Origin of the sequence: Gluconobacter roseus NBRC 3990 (assembly GCF_006538885.1) — a bacterium.
Classification (GTDB): Bacteria; Pseudomonadota; Alphaproteobacteria; order Acetobacterales; family Acetobacteraceae; genus Gluconobacter; species Gluconobacter roseus.
In genome coordinates this window covers 73,693-89,766 of the sequence record NZ_BJLY01000003.1, presented here as the reverse complement: position 1 = coordinate 89,766, position 16,074 = coordinate 73,693, and the positions used below count along the sequence as shown (strand labels likewise).

Below are 16,074 nucleotides of genomic sequence, written 5' to 3'. Positions count from 1 at the left end.
GATATGCTTGATAAGCATGTTGCTATGTCTCGATATGCGCACAGAGCATGGCTAAAAAGTCTCGCTTGGTTGGCAACACTGCCGGATTGACGGTTTCGGGCGGCTCGGGCACCGTGTCGTTCATGCCACAGCTATCCTGCCATTCACCTTTCGGGGCCCTTACCATCAGTGAAGATGAGGGCCAGATCGTCGCTCTGGACTGGGGTTGGGGGCGCGATCAGGAGGAGACTCCACTCCTTCTGAAGGCCCGCGACCTTCTGGAGCGCTATTTCGACGGGGAGTCGGTCGATTTCGACACCCTGCCGTACCGTCCTTACGGGACTCCGTACCGCCAGAAGGTGTGGGATGCGCTGCGCCGGATTCCCTATGGGAAAACACGGACTTACGCGGATATTGCCGCCGAAGTCGGAGGCTCTGCCCGGTCTGTCGGCGGGGCCGTGGGGGCGAATCCGATCCCCATCCTGATCCCCTGTCACCGTGTTGTCGGGCGTTCGGGTCTTGGGGGATATTCAGGACTTGGTGGCGTGGCGGACAAGCATGCCATGCTGCATCTGGAAGGCGTTCTTTAAGGGGTACGCCTCCCTTTCATTCCGGCACACCGGACCAAAAAAAGGGGAGCCGAAGCTCCCCTTTTTCATGTCGGCCGTGCTGATCGTGGATCAGTTGTTCATGGCTTCGAAGAAGTCGTGGTTGGACTTGCTGTATTTGAGCTTGTCCAGCAGGAAGTCCATGGCGTCCATCGTGCCCATCGGCGCGAGGATACGGCGCAGGACCCACATCTTGGACAGCTCGGCGCGGTCCACCAGCAGCTCTTCCTTACGCGTGCCCGACTTGGTGATGTCGATGGCGGGGAAGGTACGCTTGTCGGCCAGCTTGCGGTCCAGGATGAGCTCGGCGTTGCCGGTGCCCTTGAACTCTTCGAAGATGACTTCGTCCATGCGCGAGCCCGTGTCGATCAGGGCGGTTGCGATAATCGTCAGCGAGCCGCCTTCCTCGATGTTACGCGCGGCGCCGAAGAAGCGCTTGGGGCGCTGCAGGGCGTTGGCGTCCACACCGCCGGTCAGCACCTTGCCCGAGGAGGGGACGACGGTGTTGTAGGCGCGGGCGAGACGGGTGATGGAATCCAGCAGGATGACCACGTCGCGCTTGTGCTTGACGAGGCGCTTGGCCTTTTCCAGCACCATTTCCGTCACCTGGACGTGGCGGGTTGCCGGTTCGTCGAAGGTGGAGGAGACGACTTCGCCGCGGACCGAGCGGGCCATGTCCGTCACTTCTTCCGGGCGTTCGCCGATCAGCAGGACGATCAGGAACACTTCGGGATGGTTAGCGGAGATGGAGGCTGCGATGCTCTGGAGCATCACGGTCTTACCCGTGCGGGGCGGGGCGACGATCAGGGCGCGCTGGCCCATACCGATCGGCGTTACGAGATCGATCACGCGCGGGGTGTAGTCGCGCTGGTCTTTCTTGCCCTTGCCGCGCGGGGAGGATTCCGTGACGGCGGCTTCGGACTGTTCGACTTCCATCTTCAGGCGACGCTCGGGGTAGAGCGGCGTGAGGTTGTCGAAGTTGATGCGGGTCCGGACGGTTTCCGGAGCCTCGAAGTTGATGGTGTTGACCTTCAGCAGCGCGAAATAGCGCTCGCCGTCGCGCGGGGCGCGGATCTGGCCTTCAACCGTGTCACCCGGACGCAGGCCGAAGCGGCGGACCTGGGCGGGGGAGATGTAGATGTCGTCAGGGCCGGGAAGGTAGTTGGCTTCCGGGCTGCGCAGGAAACCGAAGCCGTCCGGCAGGATTTCCAGCGTTCCTTCGCCGTAGATCGCCTGATCGCGCTCGGCAAGGGTCTTGAGGATGGCGAACATGATGTCCTGCTTGCGCATGGACGAAACGTTCTCGATCTCCAGTTCCTCTGCATAAGCCAGCAGATCGGCCGGAGATTTCTTCTTAAGTTCGGCGAGATGCATGAAAGACGCGCCTTGATGTGCCGTAGGGGGCAGACCTGATAGGGGAGGATGCGCGACCACACAGAAGACAGGGCGACTGGGCGGGGGCTTCGGGTGTCAGGCGGGGATCCGTAAAGATTTCGCAGGACAGTGAAGCGGGCGTCATCCGGATGGAAAGGGAGACCGGGTGACAGGACGTCACCGGAAAGTCGTCCTTCGATTACCGGAGCGCGCGAACCGGTGTCAAGGCTGGTGCGCGTGCTCCGGAACACTTTGATCCATGTCAGTTTTTTGGGATCAGGTTTTCAGCATGGCGTCCGCCGTGCGCAGGGACAGGGCCATGATGGCCAGAGCCGGGTTGGCGGCGGCGGCGCTGGGGAAGATCGAGTGATCCGAGATCCACAGATTGTCGATATCGAAACTGCGGCCTTCCGGATTGACGACATTGCTGCCCGCATCCGTGCCCATGCGGCAGGTGCCGATCATGTGAGCGGCGCGGTCGATGACGCGGATATCTTTTGCGCCGATGGCCTCCCACATCCGGCTTAGCAGGTTGGCGGCGTGATTGTGCATGGCCCATTCGTTGGGGCCGTAAGAGTGCTCGATCAGGGGTTTGGGGATGCCGAAGGCGTCTTTCTCATTGGAGAGGGTCACGCGGTTTTCGGGGCGGGGGAGACATTCACCGTTGATGCCCATGCCGGCGGAGCGGTTATATCCGGCAAGCGCGCGGGCAAAGGCCGGCCCGCGTGTCGTGGTGCTGCGGGCGAGGTTCTGGCCCCAGGTCGCGGGCATCATGCCCAGTGACTGGATCAGGTAGCCCCCGACGAAATCCGCGTCTTTGGGGCGCATCATGTCTTCGGTGATGGTCAGGGAGGGATAGCCGCGATTGGGGCGGATGTCCTCGTCGAATTCACCCCAGACCTGTGTGGAGACATGCGTCATGTAGTTCTGGCCGACCTGACCGGAGCTGTTGGCGAGGTCGTTGGTCAGGAGCAGGCGCGGGGTTTCGACGGCACCGGCAGCCAGGACGAGGGTTGCGCATTTCTGGCGGTGTTCGACGCCGTTCTGGCGATAGACCACGCCGGTCACGCGGCCGGAACTGTCACGTTCGATTGTATGGGCGAAGCAGCCGGGGCGGAGTTCCGCGCCATAAGCGACGGCCATGGGAAGCCAGGTATTGTCCGCGCCGGATTTGGCGCCGTTGCGGCAGCCTTGATGGCAGGCACCGCAGTTCGCGCAGCCATGGCGGGTGCCGAAATGCGGCTGTTCGATATCGCGGGTGATGAGGGCGGCGGGGCCGTCTGCGTGGCGCAGGCCGAGCGCGTCACAGCCTTCACGCATTTTCAGCGCGGCGGAGTTGGCGAGCGGGGGCGCGTAGGCGTAGCGCCGCTCCGGGTCCCACGGGTAATGGGTGGGGCCGGAGACGCCGATGAAGGATTCCACGCGCTCGATATAGGGGAGCAGTTCGTCCAGACCGAAGGGCCAGTCCACCCCCTTGCCGGTTTCGGTGTGCAGGTGGAAGTCGCGGGCGTCCATGCGGGGCATGAAGGCGCCATAATGCAGCAGGGAGCCTCCGAGGCCGGTGCCGCTGTTATTGCCGCCGAAAGCCTGCGGGTTCGTGCCGGCGGAGAGGCGTTCGTGCAGCCAGTACAGTTCGCGCGCCGCGATTTCGTCGGGTGTGTGGCCCATGGCGGTGAAGGCGGGGCCGGCTTCGAGCACCACGACGGTTTTGCCATTGCGGGCGAGTTCTGCGGCCAGAGGTGCGCCACCGGCACCGCTGCCGATAACGACGGCATCGACGATGTTTGTTTCTGCGAATGTCTTCATGACGGTCGTGCTGTTCATTCCCTGGAGTCTGCCATCTGGGCGAGGGGTGCGGTGGCTTTGGGCTCGAAATCTTCGCGGCTGTCCGGGCCGACTTCGGTGAAGCCCTGGAAGACGGTGTCGCCGCCGGTGAGGCTGGAAGAAATGCCCAGTGCCTGCTGCACGCGCGGATCGCTCATGACGCAGTCCACGACTTCGCCGCGCAGATCGCCGGCCCAGCGTGCCATCTGGGGAATGGAGAGGCGGCCGTCGCGGTCGAGGCCGAGCTGGCCGGTCATCATGGCATCGAGCAGGGTGCCGCGCAGCTCCGGAGCCAGATGAATAAAGCGGATGCCGTGCTGTTCGGCTGCGACATCGTCGAGTGTGAGGAGGGCCGCTTCCCAGGCTTCCGCATCGGGCGGGAGGTCCGCAAAGCGCCAGCCGTCACGGGGGCCGGAGAGTGCAGCGTCGATCCGGGCTGTCATGTTGATGTCGGTGCCGGGTGGCAGGATTTCGTCGAGGGGAAGCAGGACGGGGAGGAGCGCATCGAGGACGGCATAGGCCTGAAGCGACAGGGTGCGGGGCTGTGTTTCAGGGGCTGAAAGCCGGGATGTCAGGATGTCGCGGGTGCGGGCGGAGAGGTGGTCGGAGTCCAGAATTTCAGGACGGTCGGGCGGGGGGGGACATTGCGGCCTCCTGTGTTTTGGTTTCAAAGTCCGGCGACGGTGATGGTTCCGCCTCCCGCTGGCGGCAAAGATGCAGTATCCTGCATGACCGAACCTTTTCCGGTATGGTGCCGGGCGTGATTCTGGGAGCCAGTTTTTGGAACGGGCCGCAGGACAGACAGACATTTCCCCGCTTCGGGGCGGGACGCAAGACAGGGAAACAGCATGACGGTCGAGATCAGGGTTCCGGCGCTTGGAGAAAGCCTGACGACTGCGACTGTCGCGCGGTGGCTTAAAAAATCCGGCGACTATGTGCAGCATGACGAAACCATCGTGGAGCTGGAGACCGACAAGGTCAGCGTCGAGGTGACGGCGCCGTCCGCCGGGCGTCTGGAAGACTGTGTGGCGGTGGGGACGGAAGTCGAGATCGGTGGGCTGCTGGGTGCTGTAGACGAGACGGCGGAGGCACCGGCTGCGCCTGAGCCTGCTCCGGTGGCTGAAGCGCCTGCTGCACCGACCACTCCGCCGCTGTCACCCGAGCCTGTTGCACAGCCTGCGCGCGTGGCGCCGCCCGCACCGGAAGCGCCGAAGCCTGCTGCTGTTGCTCCAGCCCCCAAATTGTCTTCGCATGAAGCGCGGGAACGTCGTGTGCCGATGAGCCGTCTGCGTCAGACGATCGCCCGCAATCTGAAGGCCGCGCAGAACACGGCGGCCATTCTCACGACGTTCAACGAGATCGACATGTCCGCCGCCAAGGCGCTGCGGGCACAGTATAAGGAAGAGTTCGAGAAGAAGCATGACGGAGCCCGACTGGGCTTCATGTCCTTCTTCGCGCGCGCTGTGGTCGGGGCGCTGAAAGATTATCCGGCGATCAACGCGCAAATCGAAGGCGATGAGATCGTCTATCGTGATTTCGTCAATCTCGGCATTGCGGTCGGGACGGAGCGCGGACTGGTTGTGCCGGTGCTGCATGATGCCGACCAGATGAGCTTTGCCGAGCTGGAGCGTCGCATTGCCGATTATGGCAAGCGGGCGCGGACGGGCGGGCTGAAGCTGGAAGAGCTGTCGCATGGGACGTTCTCCATCACCAATGGCGGAATTTTCGGATCGCTGCTGTCCACGCCGATCCTGAACACGCCGCAGTCGGGGATACTGGGGATGCATGCCATTCAGGATCGCCCGGTCGTGCGGGACGGGCAGATCGTGATCCGGCCGATGATGTATGTGGCGCTGTCTTATGATCACCGGATCGTGGACGGGCGGGAGGCGGTGAGCTTCCTCGTCCGGATCAAGCAGCTTGTTGAAGATCCGCGGCGCCTGCTTCTGGATCTGTGATGCCTTTTGCGTGGCCGGGGCGTTGAAAAGACGTCTCTGCTGCGCTGAACGCCGGACAGGTTTCTGTTCCCTCGCGTTCTGTTTGTTGTTCTGAACCCGAGGATGGTGTCCTGAAGATGCGTGATGTTTCCAGTCTGACGCGGTTTGCTACCCTGTTATGTGTGTCCACGACGATGGTTGTGGGGGCGGCACCGCTGGCGGCCTGTGCCCGGCCAGACAGTGCGGGGCCGGAACTGTCAACGCATCAGCCGGACACGACGCCATCGCTGGGCGCTTCGGTACCACCGCCCGCCAGCAATCCGCCAACGGATACGCCGCCGCAGCCTGATCTTGCGCCGCCGCCGATCGATATCCCGGATCTGCCGGTCGTGTCCGATGAAGCCGCGCGGGAAGAGGCATCCCGTCTGGCGGTGCTGATGAAGCATAATGTCAAAGGATTCAGCACCTACACGCCGGAACGTCGCAAGGCATTCCTGATGCTTGCGAAGGATGCGGTGACGCAGTCGGGGATGCCAGTGTCCCGGCCGCAGCTTGTCATGGTTGTGGACCGCAACGAGCATATCCAGCATCTGGATTATATTCTGGCGCTGCCGGATGCGCCCTGGGAATCCCTTGGAGGGACTCCGGTTTCGACCGGGACGACGGGGCGTAAATATTACTACATCACACCGACCGGGGTTTTTCAGAACACGGCGGACCGTCTGGGCTATCGGGCGGAAGGTACAAAGAACAAATATGGGATCCGCGGGATTGGCGCCAAGGGCTCGCGCGTATGGGACATGGGGTGGCAGACGGCGATGAAGGGCTGGTTGCCGCGTCATGAAACCGGGCAGATCCGGCTGGAAATCCATGCGACGGATCCGCAGTTTCTGGAATGGCGTCTGGGGCATCCGGCGTCGGAAGGCTGTATTCGTATTCCGGCGACCATGAATAAATTCATGGATCATTACGGGCTGATCGATGCGCTGTATGAGCAGGCCGCGAGTTATGACCCGCGCTTTCAGGCGCTGCTTCCGAAGGATCGTCAGCCGACGCAGATTGCAGGCGATCTGGTGGTTGTGATCGACTCAGGACCGCTGACGGAACCGAAGATCGACCCCATTGCGGATAAAAGACCGTTACCTTAAGTATAGAATAAGAAATATTTCAAAATAAGTATGAAGGTTTGAAGTAAAACGTGTGAATGTTTTATTTCAGGAACGGTAAAGCGGTTTTCCTGAGCTGAAGCCTTCCGTATGGAGTGCGCGCCATTCACTGGAGCCCATTCCTCATGACGTTCAAGATGCGTAACCATATCCTGCTTTCCGGGTGCTTCGCCGGTGCCTTGTTGCTGGGAGGAAGCGCCCACGCAGATGTTTCTGATTCAAAACAGAAGAAGCATGAGGAGCACAAAGCCAAAAAGGAAAAAGCGGCGACGCCTGGCGTGGAAAATCTGACCGTTCTTGGTCATGCCGCGCGGATTGCACCTGCGACGGTGCCGCTGGATATTACGGAACCGACATCAAAAATTCAGTCTGGCTTTCTGAGTAACAATATCATTCCGCTTGCCAGCATCGACGATATCATCCGTTTCCAGCCGAGTGTTTATTCGCAAAATCCTAACGGTCCCGGAATGGGTAAGGCCGAGGCGATGAGCCTGCGCGGCTTTCAGGATGGACAATACAACATGACGTTCGACGGCATTCCGTTCGGTGATGCCAGCGATTTGCACCACACGACATCGTCCCTGTTCATTTCGCACTTTCTGGGAGAAGCGCAGATTGATCGCGGTCCCGGAACGGGCTCCACGATCGGAAATGCCACGTTCGGTGGAACGATGGGATTCATGTCCAAGACGCCGTCGGCCAAAAGGGGCGTGTCGCTGTACGGGACTTATGGCAGTTTCAACACGCGCGCCGGTGGCATCGAATTCGACAGTGGCAAGACACGTTTTGGGCGTGCGTTTCTCGACATGCAGCATGAAGAGACGAACGGTTATCTGACCAATTCGGCTGAGCGCCGGAGCAATCTGATGTTCAAGGACGTGATCGATCTTGCGCCCGAGACGACGCTGACATTCGAGACGACATACAACAAGGAATGGCAGTACACGACGCAGGGTGCGACGCTCGCCGAATATGCGAAATACGGCAAGAATTACGGGCTGTGCAACGACCCGTCCAAGCAGTGTTATTACGGATATAACCCCAGCACCTACACGTCCGATTTTGATTATGTGAGCCTCAAAAGCCGCCTTGCATCATGGCTGACGATGGAAAACCAGCTTTATACGAGCGGGTTCGAGCATGATTATACGGAAAGCACGGATGCCAGCCAGACGAGCACGGCTGCGAATGGTGTGACGTTCTATAATTCGGCCGGGAAGAAAGTGGCGACCTATGCCAATGACATTCCCGGAAAATATGCGGACGCCAAATTCCGTTCTTATGGCGATACGTTACGGTTCAAGGCGCATACATCCTATGCGGATATTCTGTTTGGTGTGTGGGCGGATGTGCAGAAGGATCGTCGCTACACCTATGCGCTGGATCTGAGCAAAAATGCGATCCCGGTTCCGTCCAAAACAGGTTCGGCTTACAGCTATGATATTTCCGATCTGAACACGACGGTGCAGCCCTATCTCGAGTTCGATATTCATCCCTGGAAAGGGGTGGTTATCAAGCCGGGTGTGAAATATTCCATGTTCACAAGGGACTATGATGCAACGATAAACAAGTCGACAAAGGTGCCGATGAAGGACACCCAGTATTATGGATCCTGGCAGCCGTCCATTGCGATTAATCAACGGATTATGAAAAACTGGAGCGCGTATGCGCAGGTTGCGCGCGGGTTCCTGGCCCCTCCGATGTCGGTTTTTCAGGTTCAGTCTGTTGGGAATGTGAAGCCGGAAACGACCCTGAATTATCAGGTTGGATCGGTTTATCACGGCAAGAACTGGATGCTGTCGCTGGATGGATATTACATCGATTTTTCCAATTATATCGCTTCCGCACAGATCAATGTTGAGAACATCGGCACGACCTCGACCTATGTGAACAGCGGTGGCGCGATTTATCGCGGGATCGAACTCGAAGGGCAGTATGTCATCGGATACGGCTTTTCGCTTTACGGCAATTACAGCGTGAATGACGCACGCTACAAACACAGCAGCGTGCGTGTGGCGACGACGCCGGATTCACTGGCATCGTTCGGGCTGCTTTATGAAAATGCGAAGGGTCCGTATTTCTCGTTGATGGGGAAATATGTCGGGCATCACTGGGGTTTGGACAGCACCACCAATTCGGCTGGTCATACGGTGTTTGAAAACCAGTACAGGATCCACGGCAATGTGACGGCTGATCTGGCTCTGGGCTGGCGTATTCACAACATCGGTGGCTTCATGCGCGATGTGACGCCGAGCCTCAAGATTTCCAACCTCTTTAATAACCGCTCCATCAGCGATTTTGCGGGCAACCAGTCTTATGGTGATGCGCCGCTTTACTGGCGGCTGGCCGGACGGAGTGTGTTCTTCAACATGACGGCGACCTTCCCGTGAAAAAGACCGGCTGTATCTTTCTGTTTGTGCTGTCTCTAACGAGTTGTTCGGGCGAAGCCTCTGCGCCGTCCGGGCCTGTTCTGGAAAAAGTCATGCTCCTGTCCCGGCACGGGATCCGGAGTCCGACGGCGTCTCCGGTATCTTTAAAAGCGAAAACCGGGTTTGACTGGCCGGAATGGTCCGTGGCGCCCGGCGAGATGACGTCGCATGGTGCGGTGGCGCTGGGGGCCATGGTTCAGGCTGTCCGGTCGCATTATCGGCATCTAGGTTTTGGACCGTTGCAGAACTGTTCCGATCAGATCCGTGTCTGGGCGGATGGTGCGGATCACAGGACGCAGCAGACCGGGCAGGTCTGGGCGCGGGATGTGGCGCCGGACTGTCACGTTACGGCGCAGTGGCAGGCGCAGGGGCCGGATCCTGTCTACAACGCCATTGCGGCAGGTCGGACTGTGCCGCCGCGACAGGAAACGGAACAGGCGTTTGCGTCGGCGCTGCCTGTCTCCCACACTCCGGATGTGCAGCATGGATTGCAGGCGTTGCAGATGCTGATGGCGCCTGGAGCGTGTGACGGGGCGACGCACACATCGCGCTGTCTGCGCGATGCTGCGGTTCTGGACTGGAAGAAAACTGCGCCGCATCTTTCCGGCGGCGTTGCGACGGGGGGTATGTCAGCGGAAAGTCTGCTGTTGCTGTATTCCGAAGGCTTTCCGGTGGATGTGTTCGGTTCTGCGAAAGCGGATGTGCCGGGGCTGCTGAAGACCGTCATGCCGGTTCATGAGGCTGAAAGTCTGCTCCTGCGGCGTCTGCCGGTTGTGGCGCAGGCGCGGAATGGCGTTATGGCGCAGGGCATCCGGGCGTTTCTGGCGGATCGTCCGGTTGCGGATATTCCCGGTGTGACGGCGTCCACTCGGCTGCTGGTGCTGGCGGGTCATGATACGAATCAGGATGCCATGGCGGCGATTTTCGGGCTGTCCTGGGCGTTTGCCGATCAGCCGGACAGTACGGCACCGGATACGGTTCTGGCGTTCGAGCGGTGGCGTTATCCGGACCGTCATGTGGAGGTCAAAGTGCGGATTTTCCATCAGTCGCTGGAGGAACTGCGGGCAGGGCAGGCGTCTGGGGTGGAGCGTTCGATGCAGACACTTGAGCCGCACAATCCGATCCTTCCCTGAGGCCAGCATTTTATAAAAAAAGCCCGACTGTTACCAGCCGGGCTTTTTCATGTTGTCCGTGCGGACGTGGCGCGGATCAGTGCGTCCAGTCAGCCGGAACCTTGCCACCATTCTTGGCCAGCTCGGCATAGACCTGCTTGATGAGCCAGACGTTCATCGTCGCGGTGTCGTCCGTGCTGCCCGAATAATGCAGCTCACCGGCCAGTTCCTTGCGGGACTGGAGCGAGCTGTCGAGACCGAGCAGCTTCAGGAGATCCACGATGGAGGTCTTGTAGTTCAGCGGCTGACCAGCCTTGGCTGCCAGACCGGACAGAACGACATCGACGTCCACCGGTGCAGCTGTCTGGGAGGCAGCGGCTGCTGCAGGAGCGGCCGGTGCGGCTGCATCTGCCGCGGCCGGAGCTGCGGAGGTGGCCGGGGTGGCTGCTTCGGCATGGCCAAAGATCTTGGACATGATCGTGCTGAAAAGACCCATGAGTGTAACTCCTGTTGATTAAGGAAATCCGGAAGGGGGCGGCACTGGAGTATCGCCCTTCCTGATCCGCCTCGTCTTAGTAGCGGTATTCTTCGTGCTTGAACGGACCATTGACTGGAACGTCGATGTAGTCCGCCTGTTTCTGTGACATTTTGGAAAGTTCTGCGCCGACCTTTGCGAGGTGCAGGGCAGCGACCTTTTCGTCCAGGGCCTTCGGTAGGGTGTAGACCTTGACTTCGTACTGGCCCGGCTTTGCCGTCCACAGTTCGATCTGTGCCAGGGTCTGGTTGGTGAAGGATGCGGACATCACAAAGGACGGGTGGCCCGTTGCGTTACCCAGGTTCACCAGACGGCCTTCGGACAGAAGGATGATGCGGCGGTTCGGAGCCAGCTCGATCTCGTCGACCTGCGGCTTGATGTTGTTCCAGCGATAGTTGCGCAGGGCTTCGACCTGAATTTCGCTGTCGAAGTGACCGATGTTGCAGACGATCGCACGGTCCTTCATCTCACGCATGTGGTCGATCGTGATGATGTCCACGTTGCCCGTGCAGGTGACGAAAATGTCGCCGCGCGGTGCTGCGTTTTCCATCGTGACGACTTCATAGCCTTCCATGGCGGCCTGAAGGGCACAGATCGGATCGACTTCGGTCACGAGCACGCGGCAGCCTGCGTTGCGCAGGGAAGCGGCGGAACCCTTGCCGACGTCACCGTAACCGGCGACCACGGCGACCTTGCCAGCCATCATGACGTCCGTGCCGCGACGGATCGCGTCCACGAGGCTCTCACGGCAGCCATACAGGTTGTCGAACTTGGACTTGGTGACGCTGTCGTTCACGTTAATGGCCGGAACCTTCAGCGTGCCCTTCTTGGACATTTCCCACAGACGATGCACGCCCGTCGTCGTCTCTTCGGACAGTCCACGGACATCCTTGAGAAGCTCGGGGTACTTGTCATGCATCATGATGGTGAGGTCGCCACCATCATCGAGGATCATGTTCGGCGTCCAGCCATCGGGACCATGGATGGTCTGCTCGATGCACCAGTTGAACTCCTCTTCCGTCAGGCCCTTCCAGGCGAAGACGGGGATGTTCGCTGCGGCGATGGCGGCTGCGGCGTGATCCTGTGTGGAGAAAATGTTGCATGAGGACCAGCGGACCGTTGCGCCGAGAGCCGGCAGCGTCTCGATCAGCACGGCGGTCTGGATGGTCATGTGCAGACAGCCGGCGATGCGTGCACCCTTGAGCGGCTGTGTGTCCTTGTACTCTTCGCGAAGAGCCATCAGGCCCGGCATTTCGCCTTCGGCGATGGAGATTTCCTTGCGGCCCCAGTCTGCCAGAGTAATGTCGCGAACCTTGTAATCCTGCGTCGTCATGAAATGGCCCTTGCTGCCCATCTTTGGATGGTTGCCTGTATAAAGGCTTGGCGGACCCGCGGAAAGGGCGGGCCCGGCAATAGGCCTGTACGTCTTATTCCGGCGACGAGGTCTGCGGTGTCGCGTCAGTCGCAGCAGATGTCTTCTTGTGCGTGTGCTGATGCTTGCCGGAAAGCTTGTGCACGTCCTTCTGGTTCGACGGGACCGGGCCGGTTTCGCTTGTCGTGCGGCTCATGGTGCCCGGTGCGTTCGGCGGGGGCTGGTCCGGCTGTTCCATAATGGTGTGCGGGTTGGTCGGCAGACGGTTGTTCGGCTGGTCGATGGTAGAGTTCTGTGCCTTCTGCACAGCCGAGGTCGAGGTCTGCGTCTGGTCATTGCTGGGCGCGCTGACGGCCTGGGCCCTCACGGACGGAGCGGCGACTGCGGTGCCGAGCAGGAGGCTGGCGGCGAAGAATGATGTGCGGAGACGAATGGACATGAACGTTCCTTCCCTGAGGGGAGGTCCCCTGTGACAGGGGCTCACTCATTGCGGAGTAAGGCAGATAACCCTTGATTACGGGTGAAGTTGCATTGAAGAGCGCTCACATTTACGCAAGCAGGGGTATATTGCGTCACTGCGCCGGGCGTGCGAGAAGCCGGACTGAGTTTGTCCCCAGTCGTTTCTGTCGAAGCTGCATGCCGGTTCTGCCGGTCCTGAACCCCCTGAGAGCAGGAGGATGTCGTGTCAGAGAGCACTGCCTACAACTTCCCCTTCACGGTTCTGGATCCTGACCATCAGGAAACAGGGGCACCCGCATTCGCAAACGGGCTGGTCTGGGCGGTTCATGCTGTCCCGGGGCAGGAGCTGCGTACGCTCGGATCGGCTGAGGTCGAGGCGCTTCTGGCGCCGGAGCGTCCTGTCGAGAGTGATGGCTGGTACTGGCTGCATTTCGATACGGTGCACAGTTCGGCGCGCGGTTATGTCGCGCATCTGCCGGATCTGCCTGAAGATGTCTGTGCGATGTTGGCCGAGACGGAATATGGCATTGCACTCGAGGCGTTCGGCGATCTGATCTGGGGCGCACTGCCAGCTTTTGACGATGCGTTGTCCGAAGAGGACCGGGACATCTGCGCCTGGCGGTTTGCGATGCGGCCGGATCTGCTGATCACGACGCGGCGCAATCCCATTCCGGTTCTGGGCGCGGCCTATCGTTCGCTCAAGCCGGACCAGATTCCCCGGACGCCTGCGGGGATTATTGATCGCGCTTTGCGTGAGTTTACGGGAACGGTGCGGCGGCAACTCGGGCATCTGGATGACGAGCTGGACCGGGCGGAAGATGTCCTGCTGCTGATCGAGCATCGCTCCGATCTGGGACATCTGGGTAGCATTGTCGGTAAGGTGCGCCGTCGTGCGACCGAGCTGCGCCGGGTGGTGACGCCGATTGACCGTGTTCTGAAAGACGAGGATCTGGATCTTCCGGACTGGGCCGAGGACGAATTGCGGGATCGGGCCGAGCGGCAGGTTCATGCGGCGCTGGACGATCTGATCGCGCTTCAGGACCGTGCGCGGTCCTTGCAGGACGAGCTTGGGTCCAATCAGGCGGAAGAGACCAACCGGCGTCTGTATATCGTCTCGGTCGGGACCACGTTGATGCTGCCCGCGACATTCGTGACCGGATTCTTCGGCATGAATACTGGCGGGATGTTTCTGGCGCAGGGACAGATGGGGACCGTGGAAGCGGGCATTGTCTGTTTCGTCTTCATGACCGTGACGTTTCTGTTCATGAAGATTGCGCGTCTGCTCTGATTTTTCGGCTAAGAGCTGCTCCAAAAGAAAAACCCCCCGTGCGAGGCACGGGGGGTTTTCTGTGTCACAGGGACTGATCCGGGAAGGATCAGACGTTCTGCGGCTTGCGGGAGTTTGCGGCGGCAACAGCCTTGCCCCACTCCACGAGGGTCTTGGTGCAGTCCGTGCGATCGAGCTTGCACTCGATGAGCGTCGGGCCACGGGTGTTCTTCTTGGCCTTGGCGATGGCATCGGCCAGTTCTGCACCCGTCGTGGCATGCAGGCCGAGACCGTACTTGCCGCTTTCTTCGCCCGGGACACCCTGGTTGAAGCACTGCATCAGAGCTGCGTAATCCCAGTTCTGGATGTAGTTGTACGGGCCGTCATGGATGGCGATTTCGATGACGTAGCCGTGGTTGTTCACCAGGAAGATGATGACCGGCAGTTCGTAGCGGACCATCTGGGCCACTTCCTGCGCCGTCAGCTGGAAGGAACCGTCACCGACCATGAGAACGTGCTTGCGATCCGGCGAACCGGTTGCATTGCCAAACATGGACGGAACGGACCAGCCGATGTGACCCCACTGCATTTCCGTCTCGACTTTTGCACCTTCGGGAAGATGCATGCGCATGGCGTTGAACCATGAGTCGCCGGTCTCGGCGAAGAGGGTGGTGTTGCCGTCGACCAGTTCGTTGATCTGGCGGGTCATTTCGTCGTTGGACAGCGGCTTTGCCGGGTCGGCCTTCGGCAGCATGACGGGCTTGTATTCGCCGGCCAGGGCTGCAGACTTCTTCGGAGCCTTCTCGGTCAGGGCCTTGACGAATTCCTTGAGACGGAAGCCGTCGAAGGTCTTGCCGTTGACGGTGACGCGCTCGGGATCAACTTCGAGAACCTTTTCGCCACGGACAATGCTCTTCCAGCCGCCCGAGGAGTAGTCGTTCCAGACCGGTGCCAGGCAGATGACCGCATCGGCGCCTTCGATGATTTCCTGTGCGCCCGGGCTGCTGACGTCACCCCAGTACACGCCACGGAAGCCGGGGTGCGTTTCGGGAAAGTAGCTCTTTGCAGCGGCCATAACCGTAACGGGGCAGCCGAGCTTGTCAGCCAGTTCGACCGTTTCCGTGAGGGCTTCCGAAGCGCGCAGCTTGGTGCCGACCAGAATGGCGACCTTGTTGGCCTTGTTGAGGAAGCTCAGGCTCTCGTCCAGAGCGGCCTTCAGGCTGGCTTCGTCAGGACGCGGATAGGCGTGCAGAGACGAGACCGGACCCGGACGGACGCAGGGAGCGGCCGAGACGTTACAGGCGATTTCAAGATAGGCCGGCTTCTTCTCGCGCAGCATCGTGCGGATGACGTGGTCGATCTTGGCCGGGGCGGTCTCGGCAGAGGTGATGCTTTCGGCGGCACAGGTGACGTGCTTCGCCATTTCCATCTGGTAGCTGTATTCCGTCGTGCCGATCGTGTGGTGCAGGACGTGGCCCGAACCGTGATCGTTGGAGTTCGGAGCACCCGAAATCACGAGGATCGGCAGGTTCTCGGCATAGGCTCCGCCGAGGCCGTTCATGGCGGAGATGGCACCGACACTGAAGGTGATGACGGCAGCAGCCGCACCGTTGGCACGGGCATAGCCTTCGGCGGCGAAGCTGCAATTCAGCTCGTTGCAGTCATAGATCTGCTTCGTGCCGCCCTGTTCGATCAGTTGGTCGAGCAGAACGAGGTTGTAGTCACCTGCGACGGCGAAATGATGCTTCAGGCCGATCTGTGTGAGTCGTTCGGCAAGATAATGTCCGACAGTATAAGTCATGGTTTCAGTACCTCAGGAGCCATAGGGACGATCAGATGACTGGATGATCTGCCGTGCAGACAGGACCATGCAGTCATCCGACCGAAAGGAGGCGGATGACAGGTTACGGGATACGGAACCGTCTGACCGTTTGCCGGGATTGGAAAATCCGGGCGCGCAGCCTCCGGTGGGTCCGGCGGACCTTCGCAGCCAGTGGGGAAAACAGCGATGT

General features: G+C 60.3%; 13 protein-coding genes. 6 read left to right on the top strand and 7 right to left on the bottom strand.

Annotation, left to right across the window (positions count from 1 at the left end; genetic code table 11):
- The first annotated feature begins 122 nt into the window (after positions 1 to 122).
- A complete protein-coding gene (locus GRO01_RS07925) occupies positions 123 to 569 on the top strand; it encodes a methylated-DNA--[protein]-cysteine S-methyltransferase (RefSeq protein WP_062511411.1) in 447 nt (148 codons plus the stop codon).
- Between the two features lie 90 nt (positions 570 to 659).
- On the opposite strand, the gene rho is transcribed toward GRO01_RS07925, so the two are convergent.
- From rho to GRO01_RS07910, 3 genes are all read right to left on the bottom strand, one after another.
- On the bottom strand, positions 660 to 1,961 hold the full coding sequence (rho, locus tag GRO01_RS07920) for a transcription termination factor Rho (protein ID WP_062510736.1): 1,302 nt from the start codon (positions 1,959 to 1,961) through the stop codon (positions 660 to 662).
- Between the two features lie 276 nt (positions 1,962 to 2,237).
- On the bottom strand, positions 2,238 to 3,767 hold the full coding sequence (locus GRO01_RS07915) for a GMC family oxidoreductase (RefSeq protein WP_062511408.1): 1,530 nt from the start codon (positions 3,765 to 3,767) through the stop codon (positions 2,238 to 2,240).
- 14 nt (positions 3,768 to 3,781) lie between these two features.
- The gene (locus GRO01_RS07910; RefSeq protein WP_141306941.1) at positions 3,782 to 4,456 is read right to left on the bottom strand and encodes a gluconate 2-dehydrogenase subunit 3 family protein; all 675 of its coding nucleotides are present in this window, start codon (positions 4,454 to 4,456) and stop codon (positions 3,782 to 3,784) included.
- 177 nt (positions 4,457 to 4,633) lie between these two features.
- Here GRO01_RS07910 and sucB point away from each other — a divergent pair, with 177 nt between their 5' ends.
- The 4 genes from sucB to GRO01_RS07890 all read left to right on the top strand — a co-directional run bounded on the left by sucB (position 4,634) and on the right by GRO01_RS07890 (position 10,450).
- Complete coding sequence (gene sucB, locus GRO01_RS07905) at positions 4,634 to 5,743, top strand: dihydrolipoyllysine-residue succinyltransferase (RefSeq protein WP_062510730.1); 1,110 nt, start codon at positions 4,634 to 4,636, stop codon at positions 5,741 to 5,743.
- A gap of 116 nt (positions 5,744 to 5,859) precedes the next feature.
- Complete coding sequence (locus tag GRO01_RS07900) at positions 5,860 to 6,870, top strand: L,D-transpeptidase (protein WP_062510729.1); 1,011 nt, start codon at positions 5,860 to 5,862, stop codon at positions 6,868 to 6,870.
- A gap of 143 nt (positions 6,871 to 7,013) precedes the next feature.
- A complete protein-coding gene (locus GRO01_RS07895) occupies positions 7,014 to 9,278 on the top strand; it encodes a TonB-dependent receptor (protein ID WP_062510726.1) in 2,265 nt (754 codons plus the stop codon).
- 92 nt (positions 9,279 to 9,370) lie between these two features.
- Positions 9,371 to 10,450, top strand: coding sequence for a histidine-type phosphatase (locus tag GRO01_RS07890; RefSeq protein WP_231490400.1), 1,080 nt, complete (start codon positions 9,371 to 9,373; stop codon positions 10,448 to 10,450).
- A gap of 76 nt (positions 10,451 to 10,526) precedes the next feature.
- On the opposite strand, the gene GRO01_RS07885 is transcribed toward GRO01_RS07890, so the two are convergent.
- From GRO01_RS07885 to GRO01_RS07875, 3 genes are all read right to left on the bottom strand, one after another.
- The gene (locus tag GRO01_RS07885; protein ID WP_062510722.1) at positions 10,527 to 10,925 is read right to left on the bottom strand and encodes a DUF3597 domain-containing protein; all 399 of its coding nucleotides are present in this window, start codon (positions 10,923 to 10,925) and stop codon (positions 10,527 to 10,529) included.
- Positions 10,926 to 11,001: 76 nt separating this feature from the next.
- Positions 11,002 to 12,297, bottom strand: coding sequence for an adenosylhomocysteinase (ahcY, locus tag GRO01_RS07880; RefSeq protein ID WP_141306939.1), 1,296 nt, complete (start codon positions 12,295 to 12,297; stop codon positions 11,002 to 11,004).
- 94 nt (positions 12,298 to 12,391) lie between these two features.
- Entirely contained in the window at positions 12,392 to 12,775 is a 384-nt protein-coding gene (locus GRO01_RS07875; RefSeq protein ID WP_062510721.1) for a hypothetical protein, read from the bottom strand.
- Between the two features lie 243 nt (positions 12,776 to 13,018).
- Between GRO01_RS07875 and GRO01_RS07870 the strand changes: the two genes are divergently transcribed.
- Complete coding sequence (locus tag GRO01_RS07870; RefSeq protein ID WP_062510719.1) at positions 13,019 to 14,083, top strand: transporter; 1,065 nt, start codon at positions 13,019 to 13,021, stop codon at positions 14,081 to 14,083.
- Positions 14,084 to 14,171: 88 nt separating this feature from the next.
- Here the strand turns inward: GRO01_RS07870 and GRO01_RS07865 are convergent, their stop codons facing one another.
- The gene (locus tag GRO01_RS07865; protein WP_062510717.1) at positions 14,172 to 15,863 is read right to left on the bottom strand and encodes an alpha-keto acid decarboxylase family protein; all 1,692 of its coding nucleotides are present in this window, start codon (positions 15,861 to 15,863) and stop codon (positions 14,172 to 14,174) included.
- Positions 15,864 to 16,074: the final 211 nt, after the last annotated feature.

Excerpts from the sequence above, each read along its gene's own strand:
- GRO01_RS07915 (WP_062511408.1), bottom strand. The coding sequence starts at position 3,767 with ATGAAGACATTCGCAGAAACAAACATCGTCGATGCCGTCGTTATCGGC.
- GRO01_RS07900 (WP_062510729.1), top strand. The coding sequence starts at position 5,860 with ATGCGTGATGTTTCCAGTCTGACGCGGTTTGCTACCCTGTTATGTGTG.
- sucB (WP_062510730.1), top strand. The coding sequence starts at position 4,634 with ATGACGGTCGAGATCAGGGTTCCGGCGCTTGGAGAAAGCCTGACGACT.
- ahcY (WP_141306939.1), bottom strand. The coding sequence starts at position 12,297 with ATGACGACGCAGGATTACAAGGTTCGCGACATTACTCTGGCAGACTGG.
- GRO01_RS07895 (WP_062510726.1), top strand. The coding sequence starts at position 7,014 with ATGACGTTCAAGATGCGTAACCATATCCTGCTTTCCGGGTGCTTCGCC.
- GRO01_RS07885 (WP_062510722.1), bottom strand. The coding sequence starts at position 10,925 with ATGGGTCTTTTCAGCACGATCATGTCCAAGATCTTTGGCCATGCCGAA.
- GRO01_RS07890 (WP_231490400.1), top strand. The coding sequence starts at position 9,371 with ATGCTCCTGTCCCGGCACGGGATCCGGAGTCCGACGGCGTCTCCGGTA.
- rho (WP_062510736.1), bottom strand. The coding sequence starts at position 1,961 with ATGCATCTCGCCGAACTTAAGAAGAAATCTCCGGCCGATCTGCTGGCT.
- GRO01_RS07875 (WP_062510721.1), bottom strand. The coding sequence starts at position 12,775 with ATGTCCATTCGTCTCCGCACATCATTCTTCGCCGCCAGCCTCCTGCTC.
- GRO01_RS07865 (WP_062510717.1), bottom strand. The coding sequence starts at position 15,863 with ATGACTTATACTGTCGGACATTATCTTGCCGAACGACTCACACAGATC.
- GRO01_RS07925 (WP_062511411.1), top strand. The coding sequence starts at position 123 with ATGCCACAGCTATCCTGCCATTCACCTTTCGGGGCCCTTACCATCAGT.